The sequence below is a fragment of the Streptomyces sp. R35 genome (genome assembly GCF_041053035.1).
In the GTDB taxonomy this organism is placed as follows: Bacteria; Actinomycetota; Actinomycetes; order Streptomycetales; family Streptomycetaceae; genus Streptomyces; species Streptomyces lutosisoli.
Genome location: NZ_CP163440.1, coordinates 9,121,336 through 9,139,981, shown reverse-complemented (window position 1 = coordinate 9,139,981; position 18,646 = coordinate 9,121,336). Strand labels below are relative to the sequence as shown.

At 66.8% G+C, this 18,646-nt stretch carries 16 protein-coding genes and 2 pseudogenes; 9 read left to right on the top strand and 9 right to left on the bottom strand.

Translation table 11 applies throughout. The features are described 5' to 3' along the window. Positions 1 to 38: 38 nt before the first annotated feature. Complete coding sequence (locus tag AB5J50_RS41145; protein ID WP_351696680.1) at positions 39 to 617, top strand: helix-turn-helix domain-containing protein; 579 nt, start codon at positions 39 to 41, stop codon at positions 615 to 617. A 241-nt stretch (positions 618 to 858) separates the two neighbouring features. Further along, complete coding sequence (locus AB5J50_RS41140; RefSeq protein WP_369263722.1) at positions 859 to 1,740, top strand: NmrA/HSCARG family protein; 882 nt, start codon at positions 859 to 861, stop codon at positions 1,738 to 1,740. A 78-nt stretch (positions 1,741 to 1,818) separates the two neighbouring features. Here AB5J50_RS41140 and AB5J50_RS41135 read toward each other — a convergent pair whose 3' ends face one another. Continuing rightward, complete coding sequence (locus tag AB5J50_RS41135; RefSeq protein WP_369263721.1) at positions 1,819 to 2,988, bottom strand: IS630 family transposase; 1,170 nt, start codon at positions 2,986 to 2,988, stop codon at positions 1,819 to 1,821. A gap of 72 nt (positions 2,989 to 3,060) precedes the next feature. Between AB5J50_RS41135 and AB5J50_RS41130 the strand changes: the two genes are divergently transcribed. Both AB5J50_RS41130 and AB5J50_RS41125 read left to right on the top strand, forming a co-directional pair. Next, complete coding sequence (locus tag AB5J50_RS41130) at positions 3,061 to 3,687, top strand: hypothetical protein (RefSeq protein WP_369263720.1); 627 nt, start codon at positions 3,061 to 3,063, stop codon at positions 3,685 to 3,687. Between the two features lie 14 nt (positions 3,688 to 3,701). Then, positions 3,702 to 4,055, top strand: coding sequence for a hypothetical protein (locus AB5J50_RS41125; protein WP_369263719.1), 354 nt, complete (start codon positions 3,702 to 3,704; stop codon positions 4,053 to 4,055). A 127-nt stretch (positions 4,056 to 4,182) separates the two neighbouring features. On the opposite strand, the gene AB5J50_RS41120 is transcribed toward AB5J50_RS41125, so the two are convergent. Together AB5J50_RS41120 and AB5J50_RS41115 are read right to left on the bottom strand one after the other, a co-directional pair. Continuing rightward, positions 4,183 to 5,193 (bottom strand): IS110 family transposase, encoded by a 1,011-nt coding sequence (locus AB5J50_RS41120; RefSeq protein ID WP_369263718.1) that lies wholly within the window; start codon positions 5,191 to 5,193, stop codon positions 4,183 to 4,185. Between the two features lie 701 nt (positions 5,194 to 5,894). Continuing rightward, entirely contained in the window at positions 5,895 to 6,932 is a 1,038-nt protein-coding gene (locus tag AB5J50_RS41115) for an IS110 family transposase (protein ID WP_369263717.1), read from the bottom strand. Here AB5J50_RS41115 and AB5J50_RS41110 point away from each other — a divergent pair. After that, positions 6,925 to 7,068 carry a hypothetical protein gene (locus tag AB5J50_RS41110; RefSeq protein ID WP_369263716.1) on the top strand — a complete coding sequence of 48 codons (144 nt, stop codon included), beginning with the start codon at positions 6,925 to 6,927 and terminating at the stop codon, positions 7,066 to 7,068. The two genes, AB5J50_RS41115 and AB5J50_RS41110, sit on opposite strands and share 8 nt — an antisense overlap. Before the next feature lie 378 nt (positions 7,069 to 7,446). Here the strand turns inward: AB5J50_RS41110 and AB5J50_RS41105 are convergent, their stop codons facing one another. After that, entirely contained in the window at positions 7,447 to 7,605 is a 159-nt protein-coding gene (locus tag AB5J50_RS41105) for a hypothetical protein (RefSeq protein WP_369263715.1), read from the bottom strand. Between the two features lie 169 nt (positions 7,606 to 7,774). On the opposite strand from AB5J50_RS41105, the gene AB5J50_RS41100 reads away from it, so the two are divergent. Both AB5J50_RS41100 and AB5J50_RS41095 read left to right on the top strand, forming a co-directional pair. Beyond that, positions 7,775 to 8,182, top strand: coding sequence for a hypothetical protein (locus AB5J50_RS41100; RefSeq protein WP_369263714.1), 408 nt, complete (start codon positions 7,775 to 7,777; stop codon positions 8,180 to 8,182). A 44-nt stretch (positions 8,183 to 8,226) separates the two neighbouring features. Beyond that, positions 8,227 to 8,826 carry an SMI1/KNR4 family protein gene (locus AB5J50_RS41095; RefSeq protein ID WP_369263713.1) on the top strand — a complete coding sequence of 200 codons (600 nt, stop codon included), beginning with the start codon at positions 8,227 to 8,229 and terminating at the stop codon, positions 8,824 to 8,826. Between the two features lie 72 nt (positions 8,827 to 8,898). On the opposite strand, the gene AB5J50_RS41090 is transcribed toward AB5J50_RS41095, so the two are convergent. The 4 genes from AB5J50_RS41090 to AB5J50_RS41075 are packed head-to-tail and all read right to left on the bottom strand — an operon-like array spanning position 8,899 to position 15,424. Then, a complete protein-coding gene (locus AB5J50_RS41090; protein ID WP_369263712.1) occupies positions 8,899 to 13,392 on the bottom strand; it encodes a hypothetical protein in 4,494 nt (1,497 codons plus the stop codon). A gap of 33 nt (positions 13,393 to 13,425) precedes the next feature. Next, on the bottom strand, positions 13,426 to 13,893 hold the full coding sequence (locus tag AB5J50_RS41085) for a hypothetical protein (protein ID WP_369263711.1): 468 nt from the start codon (positions 13,891 to 13,893) through the stop codon (positions 13,426 to 13,428). Positions 13,894 to 13,928: 35 nt separating this feature from the next. Next, a complete protein-coding gene (locus AB5J50_RS41080; RefSeq protein WP_369263710.1) occupies positions 13,929 to 14,867 on the bottom strand; it encodes a hypothetical protein in 939 nt (312 codons plus the stop codon). Positions 14,868 to 14,923: 56 nt separating this feature from the next. Continuing rightward, on the bottom strand, positions 14,924 to 15,424 hold the full coding sequence (locus AB5J50_RS41075) for a hypothetical protein (RefSeq protein ID WP_369263709.1): 501 nt from the start codon (positions 15,422 to 15,424) through the stop codon (positions 14,924 to 14,926). 490 nt (positions 15,425 to 15,914) lie between these two features. Here AB5J50_RS41075 and AB5J50_RS41070 point away from each other — a divergent pair. Together AB5J50_RS41070 and AB5J50_RS41065 are read left to right on the top strand one after the other, a co-directional pair. Further along, positions 15,915 to 16,901, top strand: a pseudogene (locus tag AB5J50_RS41070) (tetratricopeptide repeat protein); the annotation flags it as partial. A 45-nt stretch (positions 16,902 to 16,946) separates the two neighbouring features. Then, positions 16,947 to 17,819, top strand: a pseudogene (locus AB5J50_RS41065) (IS5 family transposase). A 20-nt stretch (positions 17,820 to 17,839) separates the two neighbouring features. On the opposite strand, the gene AB5J50_RS41060 reads toward AB5J50_RS41065, so the two are convergent. Next, on the bottom strand, positions 17,840 to 18,487 hold the full coding sequence (locus tag AB5J50_RS41060) for a tetratricopeptide repeat protein (RefSeq protein ID WP_369263708.1): 648 nt from the start codon (positions 18,485 to 18,487) through the stop codon (positions 17,840 to 17,842). Between the last annotated feature and the right edge of the window lie 159 nt (positions 18,488 to 18,646).

The following is an 18,646-nucleotide window of genomic DNA, read 5'->3' as shown; positions in this document are numbered from 1 at the left end:
AAGGGGCCGGGTAGCGAACGACGAGACAGGAGACAGACATGGGCCGAGCACTGCGGGCAGATGCCGAGCGCAGTGTGCGCGCGATTCTGGAGGCGGCCGAGCAGGTCTTCGCCCAGGACGCCGGCGCCTCCATGGAGCAGGTCGCCGAGGCGGCGGGGCTGACCAGGATCACGGTTCACCGCCGGTTCGCGAACCGGCAGGCCCTGCTGGAGGCGCTCGCCGTCTCCGCGAAGCAGCAACTCGTCGACGCCATCGAGGAAGCCCGGCCGGACGCCGCTCCCGCACTCGTGGCGCTGCACCGGGTCACGGCGAACGTCCTGCGGGTCAAGAACACCTGGCGCTTCACCCTCAGCCACGCCACGGCCCACACCCCCGCCGCAGCCGCCCTGTGGGAAGAAATCAACACCCACACCGTCGAACTCCTGAACCGGGCACAGCGCGAAGGACTGCTCGCCCCGGACGCAGACCTGGAGTGGACGCGACAGGTGTACTACGCCCTCCTCAGCGAAGCCATCAACAGGCCCGGCGTGCAACAGGACCCTGCCGCACAAGACCCGGACGCACTGGCCACACTCGTCATCGACACACTCCTGCACGGCGCGGGGCCACGCGGCTAAGTGGTCAGCTCCGGAAGTCCTTCGGGGGTTGATTGTGACTGAGCGCTTCAGTTGGCCCTTTAGCGCCCAAGTTGGCCCGCTGAGCGTGATGGTTGACCCGTGGAGCGGGGCAACGAGCAGCCTGGCGGCCATGATGTAGATCACAGGGGCTGGACCTCAATCTCGGTTGAGGGAGCAGGGTTCTGGGCACCGAGGGATGCCACTTAAGGCACCCAGGACCTGCGCTATCGAGGAGCCTTAGATGTCTGACAACCGCGTCATTGTGGTGACTGGTGCGACTGGGAGGCAGGGTGGCGCCACCGCGCGCGCACTGCTGTCTCGCGGCTGGACGGTGCACGCACTGGTCCGTGACCCGAACAAGCCCGAGGCGCTGGCGCTGAAGGAGGCCGGCGCCGTCCTGGTCCGCGGTGACCTGGACGATGTGGCATCGCTGGATGCGGCCTTGCGCGGCGCGTACGGCGTGTTCAGCGTGCAGACCTTTGCTGGACCGGACGGCTTCGCCGGCGAGATCCGGCAGGGTGAGGCCGTCGCGGAGGCGGCCGCCCGCGCGGGTGTCGCGCACTTCGTCTACAGCTCGGTCGATGGCGCCGACCGCCCCGGCCAGGTGCAGCACTTCGCCAGTAAGGGCGAAGTCGAGCGGCACATCACGGCGCTCGGCCTGCCCGCGACGATGCTGCGGCCAACCTTCTTCATCACCAACTTCGAGCACCTGGGCCCCCAGTGGGTGGACGGCGAGCTCACGCTGACGATGGCGCTGGCCCCGGACACGAAGCTCCAGATGATCACCCCAGGCGACATTGGAGGCATCGCCGCCGACGCATTCGACACCCCGGCCAACTACCTGGGGCGCACCGTCGAGATCGCCGCAGACGAGCTGACCGGCCCGCAGTTGGCCGAAGCCTTCGCTCGCACCGCCGCCCGTCCGGTGCGCTTCACCTCCCAGCCGATCGAGCAGGTACGCGCGCACAGCGAGGAGCTGGCCGCCATGTTCGACTGGTTCAACACGGTCGGCTTCAAGGCCGACCTGGCGACGCTGCGTGCACAGCACCCCGGGCTGACGTCCCTGGAAGCGTGGGTGGGCGAGTACTGGTCAGCGCCTGCAGTACCGGCCATCGTGGCCTGAGACACGCGTAACCAAGGTTGTACAGACTGAGCGCTTCAGTTGGCCGATCGGGCCAACTGAAGCGCTCAGTCACATTGATCAGGCTGCCAGGCTGACGGAGGATTCTTCTTGTCGGTCGGCAGGTGTGTGTCGGTCGAGCAGGGCCAGCAGATCGTCCAGGTCGGAGGAGGTGAACCTCCACTGGAACGGCTGTGCGGTGGTGTTGTAGCGGTCTTCGAATGCTCGGAGCCGGTCCCGGACCTGGGTCAGGTCGGTGAAGTTGTTGGGCGCGACAACCTTGCGCTGGACGATCGAGAAGAAGATCTCGATCTGGTTCGTCCAGGACGCGTGCACGGGGGTATGGACCATGACCGTGTTCGGAAACGCTGTGGTCAGACGGTCGATGGCCTTCTTTCCTCGGTGGGAGGAGCCGTTGTCGACGATCCAGAAGACGCGTCTGGCACTGGCGTAGGGCTCGGTGGTCATGACCTGGTTGCCCAGGGCCATGAAGGGCACGATGCCGGTCTTCGGTTCGCAGCGGCCGAAGACCTTCGCGCGGTGGACGTCATAGGCGGCCAGGTAAGCCAGCGCACCGCCGCGGTCGTATTCGTGGTTGACGCGCATCACCCGGGCCTGCCCTGGCGCCAGGGTCGGGTGGCAACGGCAGCGCGCCTGGATGGAGGTCTTCTCGTCCGCGGAGATCACATACTCGTCCTCGCCCAGCGGGACGCCGTCGAAGATGCGGGCGTACAGGTCCAGCACGCGCGCGGCCTTCGGCTGGAAATCCAGGTCGCGCACGAAGATCCAGGACCGGTACTGCCAGGGCTTGATCGCGTCGTCCTTGAGCCAACGCCGCACGGTGGAGGGGGAGATCGACCCGGCGATGGACCGGGCAACCACCTCACGAGCCAGTTCCGGACACGACCAGCGCGACAGAGGCGCGCCCGCCTCGGCGGGTAACTGGCAAGCCAGCGCCTTGACCTCGGCAACCTGTAGCGGTGTGAACGAGACCGGCCGGCCGGACCGCCTACGGTCGGCGAGGGCCGGCAGGCCGCTGGCGGCGAACCGGCCCCGCCACGTGCGCACCGTGTCCACGTACATCCGGGTCTGCGCGGCTATCCGGGCGTTGGAGCGCCCCCGGGCCGCCAGCAGCACGATGGTTGCCCGCTGCCGGGCCTGATGCGGGGTCTTGCGGCCGTAGGCCATCTTCTTCAGCCGGTGGCGCTCGGCGGCGGTCAGGGCGACAGGCACGGCGGAGGTGGGGAGCACGGGATGAAGGCGGCCAATTCTTCGGGGGCGACGGGGATCGGGCCGACACCAGGCCGCACCCGTCCCCATATCTTGCAACGGCACGCCAACGCCCCAGGCACCGTCTCGCACGTTCCGCAGGCTCTCCGTCAACCCCCGAAGGACTTCGAGCGTCGACTACTAAGCCGCAACGGACGCGGGGACATCCTGGCCGCCAACCACCTCGGGCGCGCCCTGTTCTCCCCCGTCTACGCCGACCCGGTACGGCCACCGAACAACGCCCGGTTCGTCTTCCTCAGCCCGCACGCGACCGAGTTCTTCCGCCACTGGGACGAAGTCGCCAATGACACGGTCGCCATGCTGCGCGCCGAGGCCGGCCGCGACCTCTACGACCGACGGCTGACGGACCTGATCGGGGAACTGTCCACCCGCAGCGAGGAATTCCGCCGCCGCTGGGCGGCCCACAACGTCCGCATGCACACCACCGGGGTGAAGCTCCTCCACCACCCGGTCGTCGGCGACCTCGACCTGCCCTTCGAAACCTTCCCACTCCCCGACAGCCCCAGCCAGTTCCTCCTCACCTACACCGCCGAGCCCGACTCCCCCTCGCAGGACGCCCTCAACCTGCTGGCCAGCTGGGCCGCGACCAACGACGACACCGAGCGGTCCGCGCCGGCCAACGACTCCCAGTCGGCCGACTCGTCCGAGACACCCGACTGACCGACGAGCCACGCGTGTCGATCTACGGAAGTCGTCAACGGCTCTGGCAGGTGGTCGCGCACTTTGACGACTGGATGCGGCTGCACGAGTCGTGCCGGTACCGGAATGGGTGTCAGCGTGGCCAGGCGGCGTGGCAGCGTGCAGCGGGCCTCGTCGAGTACGTCGGCGCACTCCGACTTCATGCAGAGGGGCTGCCGCCCGGGCCGGCCAGGGAGGAAGCCGAGGCATGGATCGCATGGGCCGAGAGCCATGTGCAACGCCTGAATCCGCTCAACGGTTCACCGTCGCTAGCGGAAATCCCCGAGCCTCGCACCGAGGACCTCAAGCCGTTCATGCACGGCTGGAGCCCCTACGGACCCACCTATTGAGCGCCCACTCCGCCGGACTCCCGGTGCAGGCAACGGGTGATTCACCCGCCGCCGAGACTAGATACAGAAGCCGCGAGAGACGGCCCCGTGGACCGTGTCTCTCTTGCCTTCGCGTCACAAACAGCCCCTATGAGCGGGGTCCTGACTGTAACTGTCTGACCAGGTGGAAGACCTCCCGGGCCGCATAGCGCTTGAGGCAACGGACGATTTCGCGCCGGGTCTTCCCCTCCTTGATCCGGCGCTCGTAGTAGTCCTGCGTGCGCGGGTCGACCCGCAGACGCGTGAACACGATGCGATGGAGCGCGGCATTTGCCTGACGGTCGCCACCACGGTTGAGGCGACGGTACTGCCGGCGTCCCGAGGATCGCTCGACAGGGCTCACCCCACACAAAGCGGCGAAGGACGCCTCACTGTCCAGACGTTCCGGGTTGTCCCCCACCGTGATCAGCAAAGCGACAGCCGTGTCCGGACCGATCCCCACAACATCAAGCAGCTGCGGGGCATGACATTTCACGAGGCGGGCCAGACGAGCGTCCACATCCCGGATCTGCTCAGAGAGCTGGCCGATCCGGCAAGCCAGCAGACCCAGCGTGACGCGAGTGGCCTGCAGCACCCCCGCTTCACCGCCCTCCTCGTGACCGCTGACGTGGGTGAACCGCGCGCAGGCACGGAAGAGCTCGGTATTCCCCAGTCCGGCCAGTTCTTCCCGCAAAGCGGGGTCAGCAGTAATGAGAACGGACTTGAGCTGATTGATGGCCTGGGTGCGGGCTTTGACGGCCGACGCCTTCGTGAGTTTGTACATCCTCGCGATCTGCACCGGCCCGTCACCCGCTTTGGCCCTGGCGCGGGCCCGCCCGCTCAATACGGCTCGCGCCGCGTTCTGGGCATCGAGCGGATCTGATTTGCCGCGCTGACGGCGATCCGCCCGGTCCATCCGATTCACGTCGAACACGTCTATGCCCTGGGCCAGCAGAGAGCGGGACAGGGACGCCCCGAAGGAGCCGGTCCCCTCCACTCCGGCCCGCCTCACGGTTCCTAACTTCCTGGCCCACTTCAGCAGATCGCGGTATCCCGCAGCAGTGGCCGGGAACTCGCCGGTGGCCAGCACCGCCCCCGTCACGGAGAGCACCGCAGCCACATGGGCATCCCGGTGCGTGTCCACTCCCAAAACCACTTCCCCCGCAGGGCGACGACGACGGGTCTGCGGAGCAGGCGACGTACTGGAGGACATGGTCGATGTACTGGACATGCCCGTTCCCCTTCCGGTCCGATAGCGCGTCGCGTTGCCAGTACCGGGCCGCGTCGGGCGGTCAGAATCGTGAGGACGCCGCAACGAACGGCAGGCCCCTATCGGGACACGCTCCGCCGGCCCGGCACCGACAACGCACCATCCCCGGCCAACGGCCGACACTGTGAGACCGGGACACAATGGTCAGAGATGTCAGGAGTCAGGCCCGGACCCGGGACAGCACCCACCCATTCTCCCGCCCGTCACAGCCCCTCCCCCAGAAACACAGAGCATGCTCAGTGCCAGCTCCCGGAGCACCCTGGATCTGACACCGGCCGATCATTCCGCGGCACAGAGACCGACATCTTGGTTCAGGTTGCTTCACCACCAGTGCGGCGCCTCTCGACGGCTGTAAGACAGGGCGCCAACGAGCTGGTGTCCGGGTCGAGTCGGTGGCCGCGCGGCCCCGCCCGTTGTGGGCCCTCAAGAAGGCGTTCGCAGACGCCGCAGCAGGATCAAGGAGCGGACGCTCGCTGCCCAGGAAGACTGAAGCCCCCGCCATCATCTGCCCGGCAGGGGCCTCAGTGACCCATCACGTGTCATGGACGCCCCTATAACGGGGGGTCGGTAGAGACCATCCTGACCAGGTTGAAGACCTCGCGGGCGGCATATCGCTTGAGGCAACGGATGATCTCACGACGGGTCTTGCCCTCCTGGGTACGGCGTTCGTAGTACGCCTGGGTGCGCGGGTCGTGGCGCAGCCGGGTGAACACGATGCGGTGCAGAGCGGCGTTCGCCTGCCGGTCGCCGCCGTGGTTAAACCGGCGCGAACTCCGACCGCCTGAGGAGTACTCGATGGGGCTGACTCCGCACAGCGCGGCGAAAGACGCCTCGGTGCTCAGCCGCTCGGGATTGTCGCCCATGGTGATCAGGAGCGTGGCTGCGGAGTCCGGGCCGATACCAACCGGCGCGAGCAGCTGCGGGGCATGTCGTTCAACGAGCCCGGTCAGTCGCTGATTCAGCTCGTCGATCTGCCCGGTGAGCTGCTCGATGCGCTGCGCCAGCATGTTGAGGGTGATGCAGGTGGCCTGGGCGACGGTGTCCTCATCGTCTCCGTCGGCCTTGCCCTCGCGCGGACTGAGGCGTGCGCAGGTGCGGAACAGTTCGCGGTTGCCCAGGCTGGAGAGTCGTTCCCGCAGGGCCGGGTCGGCTATGACCAGGACGGCCTTGAGCTGGTTGATCGCCTGGGTACGGGCCTTGACCGCGGAATCCTTGGCGAGTTTGAACATCCGAGCACTCTGCACCGGACCGTCGCCGGTCTTGGCGCGGGCCCTGGCACGACCGCTGAGCACGGCCCGCGCGGCAGCCTGCGCATCGAGCGGATCCGACTTCCCCAGCAGACGACGGGCCGAGCGGTCGGGCCGATTCACCTCGAACACCACGACCTGCTGCGCCAGCAGGTAGCGCGACAGGCCCGCGCCGAAGGTACCGGTCCCCTCCACTCCGGCCCGCCGCACCACTCCCGACTTGCGAGCCCAGGCGAGCAACCGACGATAGCCGACCGCCGTGGCCGGAAAGGACTTGGTGCCCAGGATCTGGCCCAGCGGGCAGACCACTGCGGCAACATGAACCTCGCCGTGCGTGTCCACCCCCAGGACGACCTCGCCCCACGCGGGCGGGCCTGTGCTGGTGGAAGAGGTGCTGCGCTGTCTGGTCGTCATGCTGGTCCGCCTCCCGCGTGGTGATGTGCTGGGTGGCCGGCACCTGCCCGGTCGGGCGGTCTGAACCGTGATGGCGCCTGAAAGACGGCAAGGCCCCTATTGGGACACACCCTGTGGCTCGGTGACAGCAGGCACCATCCCGCAACGGCAGTCGACAGGCCCGTGACAAGACACTTCGGTCAAAGGTGTCATGAGTCAGACCCCCGTCCGGAACGGTGTTACGCAACCGTCCCACTACCCCCGGCGCAATCACATGCCCCGACCGCTCCCGAGAGACATCGTCCGGACCGGTACTGAACCTGCCCTGGACGGGATAACGATGAGTTGACTCCTCGTCCACCCGTGACCGGCATTGACGGACAGCCGAGCGTCGCACCACACAGGATGTTGCGATTCCCCACGAAGCGTGAGCTTGTGTCGGCGTAATTCCCCGACGTTACGGTCAGAGTCCCCCGCCAAGCAGGGCCTTGTTGGTGTTGACGGTCTGCATCGTCTTGTTCCGCTCCCGCGGTGCCAGCAGCCCGGCCAGATACTCACGAAACCCCCGCCGCTGTGCCAGGCTGAAGAAGAGGTCATCGAACCGGACCGCGTACTCCTCCAAGCGCCCCGGCGCAGGCGGACACGGACGGCGAGCAGTCATCTTCAGCCCCCAGCAAGCCAGTTGACTGCTACCACCGACCTACGGACAACCCGACCTGCCGTCAACCCGCACCACCGCCGGATTTAACGAACTACCGGTAGGCGGCGGGAAGTTTTGCTATCTCGCGACCGTGATCGACCTGTGCTCGCAGCGTCTGGCCCGCTGGGCGATTGCCGACCACATGCGCACCGAACTCGTCATCGATGCCCTCGCCGCGGCCGAGCGGACCCGCGGCAGCCTCAACTGCGCTGTGATGCACGCCGATCACGGAGCCCAAGTACACGAGCAGGGCCTTCGCGGACGCCTGCCTCCGGGCGGGCGTGCTGCAGAGCATGAGTGGTGTCGGAAGCTCGGCGGACAATGTTGCCACGGAGAGCTTCAACGCGACCTTCAAACGCGAGACGTTGAAAGGCCGAAGGGGTCAGGGCCCATTTTGTCTCTGCACCCCATCTTGATTCGACGGACTACCAGAAGCGGTGGAGAGGCACTCAGGACCTTGCGCGCCTTCCTGGTTGCGACACCTTACGTATTATCATAGTCACTCAGATCCGTTGTCATCGTTCGCGACATGGGGAGCATGAAATGTCTCAAGAGGTACGTGTTCGGCGTGCGTGGAAGCGAATCACGAAGTGGTTGGGCGAGAATGCGCCGAGCCAAGTTCAAGCAATCAATCCTGGAGTCGATCAGAGCATGATCGATGCAGCTGAGGAGGAAATGGCGATTGCGATCCCCGCCGAGCATCGGGTGTGGCTGCTGCTGAACAATGGCAGTACCGCTAAGGATGTGCTGGAGGGACACCTCTATCAACCGCACCAGGATTCGGTTTTCCTGCCTGGCAATAACGTCTTCCTCGACCTTCGCCAGATCGTGGACGTGTATCGGGATTTCCTCGCCGGTGAGGCGGGCTGGCAGCCCGAATGGATTCCCTTCGCCCAAAAATCCGACGCCCCCTTCGGGTATTTCCTTGACACCGGCGCGGGCTCGGCACAGGCTCCGGTGATGTACTTTGCGGAGGCATCGCTTCCGAAGCTCGCTTTCCCTTCTCTTGCAAAATTCCTTGAAGCCACAGCCGACGCCCTGGAGGGCGGGGACGGGATCCGCGCTCTGGGGAACCGGGTTCCGTACCGGCCGGTTACGGACGGGGGGGTGCTGCGCTGGAAGCGTGCGCAGACCGCCCCCTAGAACTGCGGCGGCAGGCAACGGCGAAGGGCCTGGAAGCGCGCTCGCGCTTCCAGGCCCTTCCCTATGCGTATGTCACCTGACGTCGCATACGTCGGCGGTCATCGCACAGTTGTCGAAGCCCGGCAGCCCGACCCAGTAGTCGTCCCCGTCCTGCAGTCGGTTTCGGTTGATGAAGCCCCCGAAGAACGACATGGACTGGCTGTTCTGGTTGAGGGAGATGCTGGAGCGGCCGCACACCTCCCCGCCGGTCGGCAGGTCGTAGTTGTCGTCGCTCAGAAGCGTCCAATGCCCACTCGACACCTTGACTGCGTAGGTCGACAGACACGTCGTTGGGTCCGTTACCTGGTTGGTGCCGCCCATGTTGGCTGGCATGCCCGCGCTCTGGTAGCTGTTGGCGAAGGCGAACTCGTCGCAGCTCGAGCTGTCCTGGTTGGACGAGCTCAGCTCCGGGGACAGGCCGATATCCGCACGCCGGATGTAGGCGGGCGTTTCTGGGCAGATCACATCCCGGCTGTCCGTGGAGGTCCAGTCATCGCGGTTCATGTACGTGAGTGGCGTCCCCCCGTTCTCGCGGCCGAAGTGCTTGCCGTTGCGCGTCTGGACCAGCCAGGCGTGCGCGGCGGCGGCCGGGAACTTCTTGGCGTTCAGCACATAGGTCGGCTTGTAGTACTCAAACACGCAGCCCGGTTTCGTGGTGACCGTCCTGTCACAGCGCAGCTCCGAGTACCGGTCCGTGCTGACGGCCACGACATTCTCCGATGGGTTCCCCGCCACGACGGCTCCGAGCTTCCAGCTCACGCCGACCAGGTCCGAGGTACGGGTCTGCCCCCAGAACAACGACGTCTGCACGTCACCGACATGCCGGTCGCCGGTCGCCCACTCCCAGGTGGACGGGGTTTTCCAGATGGAGTTGCTGGTGGTGCAGTCGAACTCGCAGGTCTCAGCGAAGGTAATGGTCACCGGAGCGGTCGTCGCCACTCCGGTGGCGGCGGTCGGCACGAGCTTCAGCTTGGTGTTCATGCCGTTCTCGTCGCTGTACGACTTGATCTCCGCCTGGACGTCGAAGTCCATGGTGCCAACGATCTTGCCGTCCTGGTCGCTGATGACAACGGGTATGTGCTCCTTCAGGCATGCCTGGTTGCGGTTGATCCACTGCACATGGTTGTTGAAGGGCTTCTCGTCACACCATTCGACGAAGCTCCCGGTACCGGCCGCCTGGACAGCCGCCACCGAGGCTGCCGACGTGGCAGAGGGTCCGGCCGGTCCAGTTCCGTTGAACACGCTCAGGCTGACGTCGGTCGGGGTGGTGATGTCATCGGGCTGATCGACGCTCAGGTCCGGGTCACCGAAGAGCACCTGCGGCAGCTTCGACTGATCGCCGGGCACGAAGGCCACCGCATCCCAGGCGATATCCTTGTCGCCGGTGCCGCCACTGTTGAAGTTGGACAGCCGTACCTCGGGCAGCTTGTCCTTGAAGCGGTAACCACCCAGGGAGACCCACTTGTTGGACTGGTTGGCGCCCTGGGAGATCGTCTTCTTCTTCGTGCCGAACGCGGTGACGATCTCGTAGATCGCCTCGGCGGTCTGCGCCCCGTGATCGGGGATATGTACGAAGACCTCGGCGTCGCCGCCGTGGCCGGGGATCGTGGTGTTCATTTTCCAGGCGCCAGTGACCTCCATGCGGTTAGCCGTACCCGTCGAGGACTCCGGCTGGCGGGTGTGGGCGAACCAGAAGTGGTTCCCGTATCCGGCACCGATCTGGTGAGTGTCGATCTTGCCCGGGTAGGTCGTGATGGTCTGCCCGGTGTCTGAGTCGATGATGTCGGAGGGCTGGTAGGTCAGGGTGAAGGTGCCGTCCGACTTCGCCGCGCCGCAGCCCCGCGAGTCCGAGCCCGCCGGTGTCGTGCCGTTGGCGATGTCATCGATGACCAGCGCGTTGGACGGGAGACCGGTGGAGCACCGGGGCGGGTAGGAGTTGGCGTCGGCCTGTTCCGGGTAGCTGGTGTTGAAGCGGTGCACCTGGTGGCCGCATTCGGCCAGCGTGGTGCAGTTCTTCCACTGGGCTGACTTGTTCCACCAGCAGTGCAGCCAGTGCGGGTTGGTGTCGCTGTCGCCGGAGTCGAGGGTGCAGGCACCCTGGCCGGGGTCGTTGGAGTCGTTGTCGCCGATCTTGGACGGATCGCAAGAGTTACTGCTGTCGCAGAACAGGTCGATCGGCGGTTTGACCGCGGTGCGTTGGGCGGTGCTGTTCCACCAGGCGGACAGGTAGCCGGGGCGGAAGTCGTTGACGCCGAACATGGCGGAGATGGGGCGTGCGGCCCAGCCGAGTACCTTCTCCTCGTATGGCCAGTCCTGTGGGTGCGCGGCGTGGCTGTAGTCGTCGCCGCCGGCTGCGTTTTCCAGGAAGGGGGTGCGGTTGGCCTTCCACAGGGGGTTGGCCGGATTGTTGGTCCAGCCCAGGCCCTGGTGGCCGGCGGAGTCCGGCGTGTTGTAGAACCCGGAGTTGTAGGCCCACAAGGCGTAGAACCAGTTCTCGATCCACTGCGGGTTGCCGCCGTTGACCTTCATCCCGGCGTAGTAGGTATCGTTCCACTTGTGGGACAGGATCTGCACGCCGTAGGCGATGTTGGCGGTGTAGTCCAGGGCGACGGCTTCCTGCGTGGTGGGCGGGAGGGCGGTTTCACCCTCCTTCGTCTTGCCCGCCAGACGCATGCCGTCGGTGGCCTGGGTGATGCCGTATCCGCAGTCGGCCTTGGAGAAGTTGATGCGCCAGGGGTCGGCCTGGGTGCCGTCGGCGGCGTATTGGGTGCCGTAGTAATTGCCGATGAGGCTGTTGGACGTCACGCCGGGGACGGCGGAGCGAGCGGCCTGCCACATGTTGGATTCCTGCGCGGTGACACCGAGCATCACCTGCGAGGGTATGTGCCACCGGTCGGTGACAGCGGGGTCCTCGTTGTCGAGAGTTCCGTTGGGGTCGCCGGCCAGCACGACCGGCGGGAACAGCCCGCCCGGGCTGTAGCTGTCCATGCCGGTGTTCTTCCAGTTCGCCGATCGGGTCAGGCGCAGTTCACCGACGACGGCCTGGTCCACGGCCCATTCGACCTGGCGCGGAGTGGGCTGGAAGGCCTGCTTCTTGACGTCGTTGCGGGCAACGGCGCAGTAGCGTTCGTCGGTGCCCTCGCTCGGGCCGGTCGGGGATGCGGACAGCGGCTGCGTGCGGGCCATTTGCGTGGAGACGCCGCCGCTGCCGTCACCGCTGCCGGTGGGGTCGCTGCTGGTCTTCTTGGCGGACTTCTTCTTCGACGGAACACCGAGGGCCGGTGACGGCTTGGTGCCGGTGCCGGCGTCCTTGCCCGTGGCCTTCGGGGTGGCGTCCAGGGTGACGGACGTGCCGGTGGCCAGCACACGCAGGGTGGTGCGGGCTGCCCGGACGGCGTCGGACTTGTCCGGGGTGATCAGGCTCGTCTTGCCGTCCGCCCATGTGGTGGAAAGAGCGGCGTGTCCGAGGCTGGACATGCGGGCACCCTTGGGCAGATGGCCCGGGTTGGCGACGGTCTTGGGCAGGGTGCCCTTGCTGGTGGCTTTTCCGGTGATGAACACCTTCCCCGCCGGGGTGCCGGTCAGGTCCCAGTCGGCGAGCTTTCCGGAGGCCACGGTGGCGGCGGTGGTCTTCTTCCCGCCGTGGACGTTCGCCGGGGTGAGGTGCTTGGCCCAGCTCGTTGTCTTCTTCGACGTCTTCTTGTCGGCGTCACGGTCGATGAAGGTGATGCCGCCGTCGGCGTCGGCGGTGATCTGGAACGGCGCGTGTCGGGCTACCGCCAGTTCTTTTTCGCTGCTGCCGTTGATACGGACGAGCTTGTTGCCGTGGGCGGCGATGATGCCGTCCTTGGCGGGGATCGCGGAGGTGACCTCGCCGGGACGCGTGATCGGCTTGTCCTGCTTGCCGGTGTGCGTGTCGATGGTTATCAGCCGGGTGCTCTGCGCCTTGTCGCCCTCGTAGGACAGTTGCGTGAACACGGCCTTCTCGCCGTTGCCGCAGCCAGGGCTAAAGTAGGCCAGCGAGGAGGTGAACGGCAGCTTGGTGACCTTGCCGGAGGCGAGGTCGACGACGGCGGTGAACGCGCCGCGTGCCATCAGCTCGGGCCGGTTGGTGAACGTGCGCGGCGCGTAGGCGACGGCCGCGTGCGTGCCGGAGGCGGTCAGGCAGGCGTTGCCGATCCAGGTGTCGGCGTCGAAGCCGTCCTCGCGCAGAGTGGCAGCCGTCTTCCACGCGTACCCGGCCGCCTCGTCGGCGACCAGCAGGTGGAAGCCGGTGGCGTCGCCGCTGGTGGTGAACGCGGTGTCCTTGGATGCCTTGTATCCGGAGCCCAGGGTCCGGGCACGGTCCTTGGCGGGAATCGCGGAGGGCTTGGCCGAGTCCTTCTGCGGCGTGCTCTTCCAGCCCTGCACCGATCCATTGGGCGGTGCGGGGTCAGCTGCCTGCGCGGGCAGGCTCAGCGGTATCGCGAGCACGGTGGCCACCGTGACGGTGACCAGCACACGCAGCCGCTTTATCGGTCTCTTCACACTCATCCTTATCTGATGAACGAGCAGTTGTGGTCAGGACTGACGGTCGACGGGCCGGATGGTCACCGTCAGCTCGTCGAGGGGGATGCTGTGCGCGCCCTGGACGCTGATGTCGGTGATCACGGTCGCGTCGGAGCCCAGAGGACCGTCCGAAGAGACGGTCCCCCGGTACAGATTCACGGGCTGACCGTTGGGGCTCGCGTCTACCTGGATGTCGGCCTGAAGGGCATGGGGCGCATCGAAGAGATTGGTGAGGGTGACCGGGATGGTCACCAAGTCGCCGTCCCGCAGCGGGGTGTAGGCGGCAACGCTCCCGTCCGACGAGACGGTGATCTGTTTGCCGAGCCGCTGCCGGTCCTCGGCGGTCAGCGGGCCCCCAACCAGATCGGGGCTTTGCACCGCCGTCGGATGGGGAGGAAACCCGTGCGCAAGATCCTCGTTCGCGCTGGTTGCCAGCGACACGCCGCCAAAGACGGCCGCGCCGAGGAACGCCGCCCCCACAGCGGCAACGACCCAGCTGCGCCCTATGCCCGGCATCAGCCCGCCAGCGTCTTGTTCGCTGCGGCCAGGGCCTTGGTGTTCTTGTCCTTCGCGGCGGTCAACTCGTCCTTGTGGTCGGCGATCTGCTGCTTCTGGATCGCGGTCTCTTCCTTGAACCAGATGTCCACCAGGTTGGTCTCCTGCTTGCAGTCGATCTCCGCCAGGGCGGTGTCGATCTCCTCCTGGGAGGCCGGGTCGGTGTGCTGGACCAGGGCCGCTGACTCAGTCGGCGTCGCAGCCGTGTAGCCCTTGCCCTTCATGCACTGCGACCACGCACCCAGCGCTTCCTTGACGGCCGGGGCCTTCATCGACTGCGTGAACGACTGCCCGTTCAGCTCTGAGGCGAGCTGGAAGTCGATGGCCGACTTGCCGATCTCCTCGTCCGCGTAGCCGATGCAGCCCTTGTCGTGGATCTTCTTGCCCTTGTAGGTGTCCGGGGCGGCCTTGGCGACGGGGACACTGTCGGGGCTGGCCTTGGTGGGCTTGCCGTGACCGGTCAGCACCTCCACCTGCTCCTCGCTCAGGTCCGGCACCTTCTGCCGGGGCTGGTCGGTCAGCGCCTCGGGCAGCCCATACCCGTACTTCTCGGCGGCCTCGCGGTCGGTCAGGCCGTAGCGGCGCTCCATGTTGGCGTCGTTGTCGTTCGGCGGCGGCGTGGCACCGGCCACCGTGAGCTGTATGTCGAAGCCGTAGTCGGCCATGCATCTTTCCTGGAGGTGCCGGGTGGCCTGGTCCAGGGTGACGGTGTCGGCGTAGGACTGCATGTAGTCCTCCAGCGGGAGCGACAGGCCCTTGGCCAGGCCGCGATCCGGGGTCGCCTTGGGCCAGTTGTCCTTGTTGACGAGCGGCTTGTTCTCCGCGACCGGCTTGGCGGCGTCCGGGCTGCCGACGGCGCCCGAGCCGCAGGCCGATAGCACTCCGGCTGTCGCGACCATGACAGTTGCGGTGAAAACGCGCTTGTTCCACATAGCGGTGACTCCTCAGGTTGAGATCAAGCGAAGTGCTGGGAGGCGTTGTTGTTCTTCAGCGCCGAGATCAGGTTGGTGAGGTTGCAGTCCCCGTACGGCTCGTTGTGCGCGAAGTACTGCGACGTGCCGCCGTAGCCGGAGTTGTAGTACACGCGGTAGTTGTCGGCCGGAGCACAGTTCTGCACCGAGGCCGCATTGTTCTTCATGTACTGCCAGGCTCCGTTGCCGTTGCCGTTGAACACGTACCGGTACGTGGTCAGCGTGGAGCCCTGATACTGACTGGTTCCCCAGTAGTCATTGACGTTGCCGTAGAACGACGACCAACTCGACACGTAGTAGCCGCCGCTGACCGCGTACTCCTTGGAGTTGTACAGCAGCCACAGATCACCCTCGGTGCAACTGATCCAGGGCACATCACAGTTGTCGGTGACCGTGTACTCGGCAGCGTGAGCCGGGGTGGCCGTCGCCAGGAGCGACGCGCTCACGGCGAACGCGGCAGCAACCGCGCCAAGCCTGGATCGCAACCGGGCATTCTTCATGCTGGGCATACCCTTCCCTCAAAGTGTGGTGATCATTTTCTCGCCCGGACCTTACATGCATCACACAGGTGGCGAACAGGTGTTTCACCCCCTGACGCGCCAAAGCTTCAGGCGCTTGCTTATGTGCCGAGTTGCCCAGAATTGGAAGTGTCCGGGTCTGGGCGCCGGTCGTAATGCGCAGGCAACTCACCACCGGTCAGTGGTAGTTCATCGAGAGCCGCCGACGTTCAGCCCTTAACTCGACCGGCTTCAGGAGTAGTTCGAGACCGCGCTCCCCCACCTCCACGACTGCCCGCAGTGCGCCTGTTGCGACGACATCCGTCTCAAGCATGGGAAGGCGGCCTCGGCGGCGGGTGCGTCTGCTTCAACGGCGACGGTTGCGCCAACGTCGAGTTGACCATGTCCCCAACGAGGTAATCGCCCGAGCCGCCGACGAAATCCGGCTCCTGCACTTCGACTACGCAGAGGGGCCGCAGTGCAAGGTGCCGCCGGGTACGTACGTTTACGAGTGCTCGACGCTGATCCGTCGCCGTTGGACGCCTCCGTTGCACACCAGGTGATCGGCACCTGGCAGCGGGACTGGGGCGACCTCAAGGTTGCGCTCCACCATCTGCGCCGGGCCCGCGATCTGGCGGCGCGCGCAGAGTCCGCGGACCGGGAGGCGGACGTCCTGTTCCGCGCTCGGGGTCGCGTTGGTCCGCGCGGGGCGCACTCGGCAGGGTCTGGACGCGCTGGAGCGCGGGGTCGCGATCGGCAGCGGGCACACCCGCGCGCGTGTCCTGTTCCGGCGGGCGTACGCGAGTTGGGTGCTGGGCCGCCATCGGAAGGCGCTGGAGGACGTGCGCAGGGCGATTCCGGTGCTGCGGCAGGCGGACGATGTCATCTGGACGGCGCGGGCGCTGACGCTGCGGGCGACCGTGCATGTGGCGCTGGGCGCGGTGGAGCGTGCGGAAGCCGACTTCACCGCGGCCGAGGCGCTGTGGGACACCACGGGGCAGGAGCTTGATAAGGCGGACACGGTGGAGAGCCGGGGTCTCGCGGCGTTCCGGTCGGGCGACATTCCGGGGGCGCTGCGGCTGCTCGACGAGGCCGATGAGCGGTACATCAAGCTCGGCACGCGATCGTTCATGCTGAACATCCGGCCCTGCGAGGTCCTGATGGCCGCCGGCCTTGCCCCCGAGGCGCTGGCCGAGGCCGATGCGGCGATCGGCCTGCTGGACCGCAACGGTGGGCGGTCCACTCTCAAGACGGAGCTGCTGCTGGTCGCGACGCGGGCCGCCCACCTCGCCGACGGCCCGCACACCGCGATCGCGCGGGCCGCGCTGGCGGTCCGGCTGTTCGCCGCGCAGCGCCGCCCCCGGTGGGAGACGCATGCGCGGCTGGTGCTGATCGAGGCGCGGGTCGCCGCCGGGCGCGGTTCGGGCCGGCTGGTTGAGATGCGGCTGAAGTGGAAGACCGGCTAGGGCCTGTTGCGAAAGTGGATCTTGATCGTGGATGATCACGTTCTGTGGGGCGTGGTGATCTGACGAACGGCCAGTGGGCCCGGCTGGAGCGGTTGTTGCCGCATGGCATCAAGCCGGGCCGTCCGCCTGTGTGGACGCGGCGGCAGCTGATAGACGGCATACGGTGGCGGACCCAGACCGGTGCCCCCTGGCGCGATGTGCCGGAACGCTACGGGCCCTGGGACCCGGTCTATAACCTGTTCCGCCGCTGGCAGCGGGATGGCACCCGGGCTCGGATCGTCACCCATCTCCAGGCTGAAGCCGACGCGAAGGGCCTGATCACCTGGGACGTGAACGTCGACTCCACCGTCTGCCGGGCCCATCAGCACGCGGCTGGGGCGGCGAAAAGGGGGACCTGCAAAAGGAGCCGCCCGGCGGTATTGCCACCGAGCCGGCCGACCACGGCCTCGGCCGTTCCCGGGGCGGCCTGACTACCAAAATCCACCTTGCCGTTGAGCAGGGGCAGAAGCCTCTGTCGGTGCTGATCACGGCTGGGCAGCGGGGCGATTCTCCGCAGTTCGAACCGGTCCTGGACGCGATCAGGGTGCCCCGGATCGGTACTGGCCGGCCCCGCAGGCGACCGGACCGGGTGCGGGCCGACAAGGCGTACGACTCCCGCCGCAACAGGGCCTACCTGCGAAGACGCGGTATCAAGGCGACCATCCCGGTCCCGGCGGACCGAGTCCGCAACCGCCAAAAACTCGGCTCCCGGGGGTCGGCCGCCGAAGTTCGACAAGACCGACTACCGCGAGCGCCACGCGGTCGAATGCGGCATCAACCGCCTGAAGCGCCACCGGGCCGTGGCCACGAGGTACGACAAACTTGCCGTCCGCTACGAGGCGACCGTGCTGGTCGCAGTTCTCAACGAGTGGCTGTGACCAGCACTTGTCCATAGAGCCTAGGGGTGGATGAGCGTGCGGGCATGGGCGATCCACCCCAACACGGCCTTGGCACCGCACCCCTCGGCGACCGACTCGGCCTCATCGAGGTGGTCGAGCGCCGCCGATCGGTCGCCGGTCTCGGCCGAGAGGTAGGCCAGCGCCACCAGGCCAGCCGCTTCCCCGGGCCTGAAGCCGATCTCCCGGCGCAGCGTCACCGATTCGGTCAAACGCTCGCGGGCCTGATGGAACCGGCCTGCGTCCTTGTCGGCAAAGCCGAGATGGCGTATCGCGTAGGACATCGTCATCCGGTCGTCGACGGATTTCGCCAGCGTGTATGACCGGTCGAAGTACGGCCTGCCAGTGGCGCCATCGCCCTTCACCACCTGATGCCAGCAGCCGACCCAGAACAACGCGTCCGCCTCACCCGACGCGTCCCCGAGACGCTGGTACAACTCGGCCGCGCGCTCGAACAGCACCAGTTCCTGGCTGTTCTCTTCGCGGTCGTTCAGGAAGCGGACGTGCAACACCTTTCCCCGCGCCATGGAGAGGGGTGCCTCGATCGCGTCCAGCGCGTCATCGGACCGATCCAGCGCGGACGTGTCCCCGCCGAACATCGCCGCTTCGAACAACTCTCCCGCACGTTCGATCCAGTCCTGCCCAGGCATGCCCTGCCCCTCCCCGTTGGACGATTCGCCTGGTGAGGCTATCTCCGCCCTCCCGCCGGGACTCGGCAATTTCCGAGGGCGGCCCTCAAGCGCCCCATCGCCTGCGACCTTGGGGAGTGCCCCGGGCGCGGTCCCGAGCTGTCAGCCTGCGCTGACGGC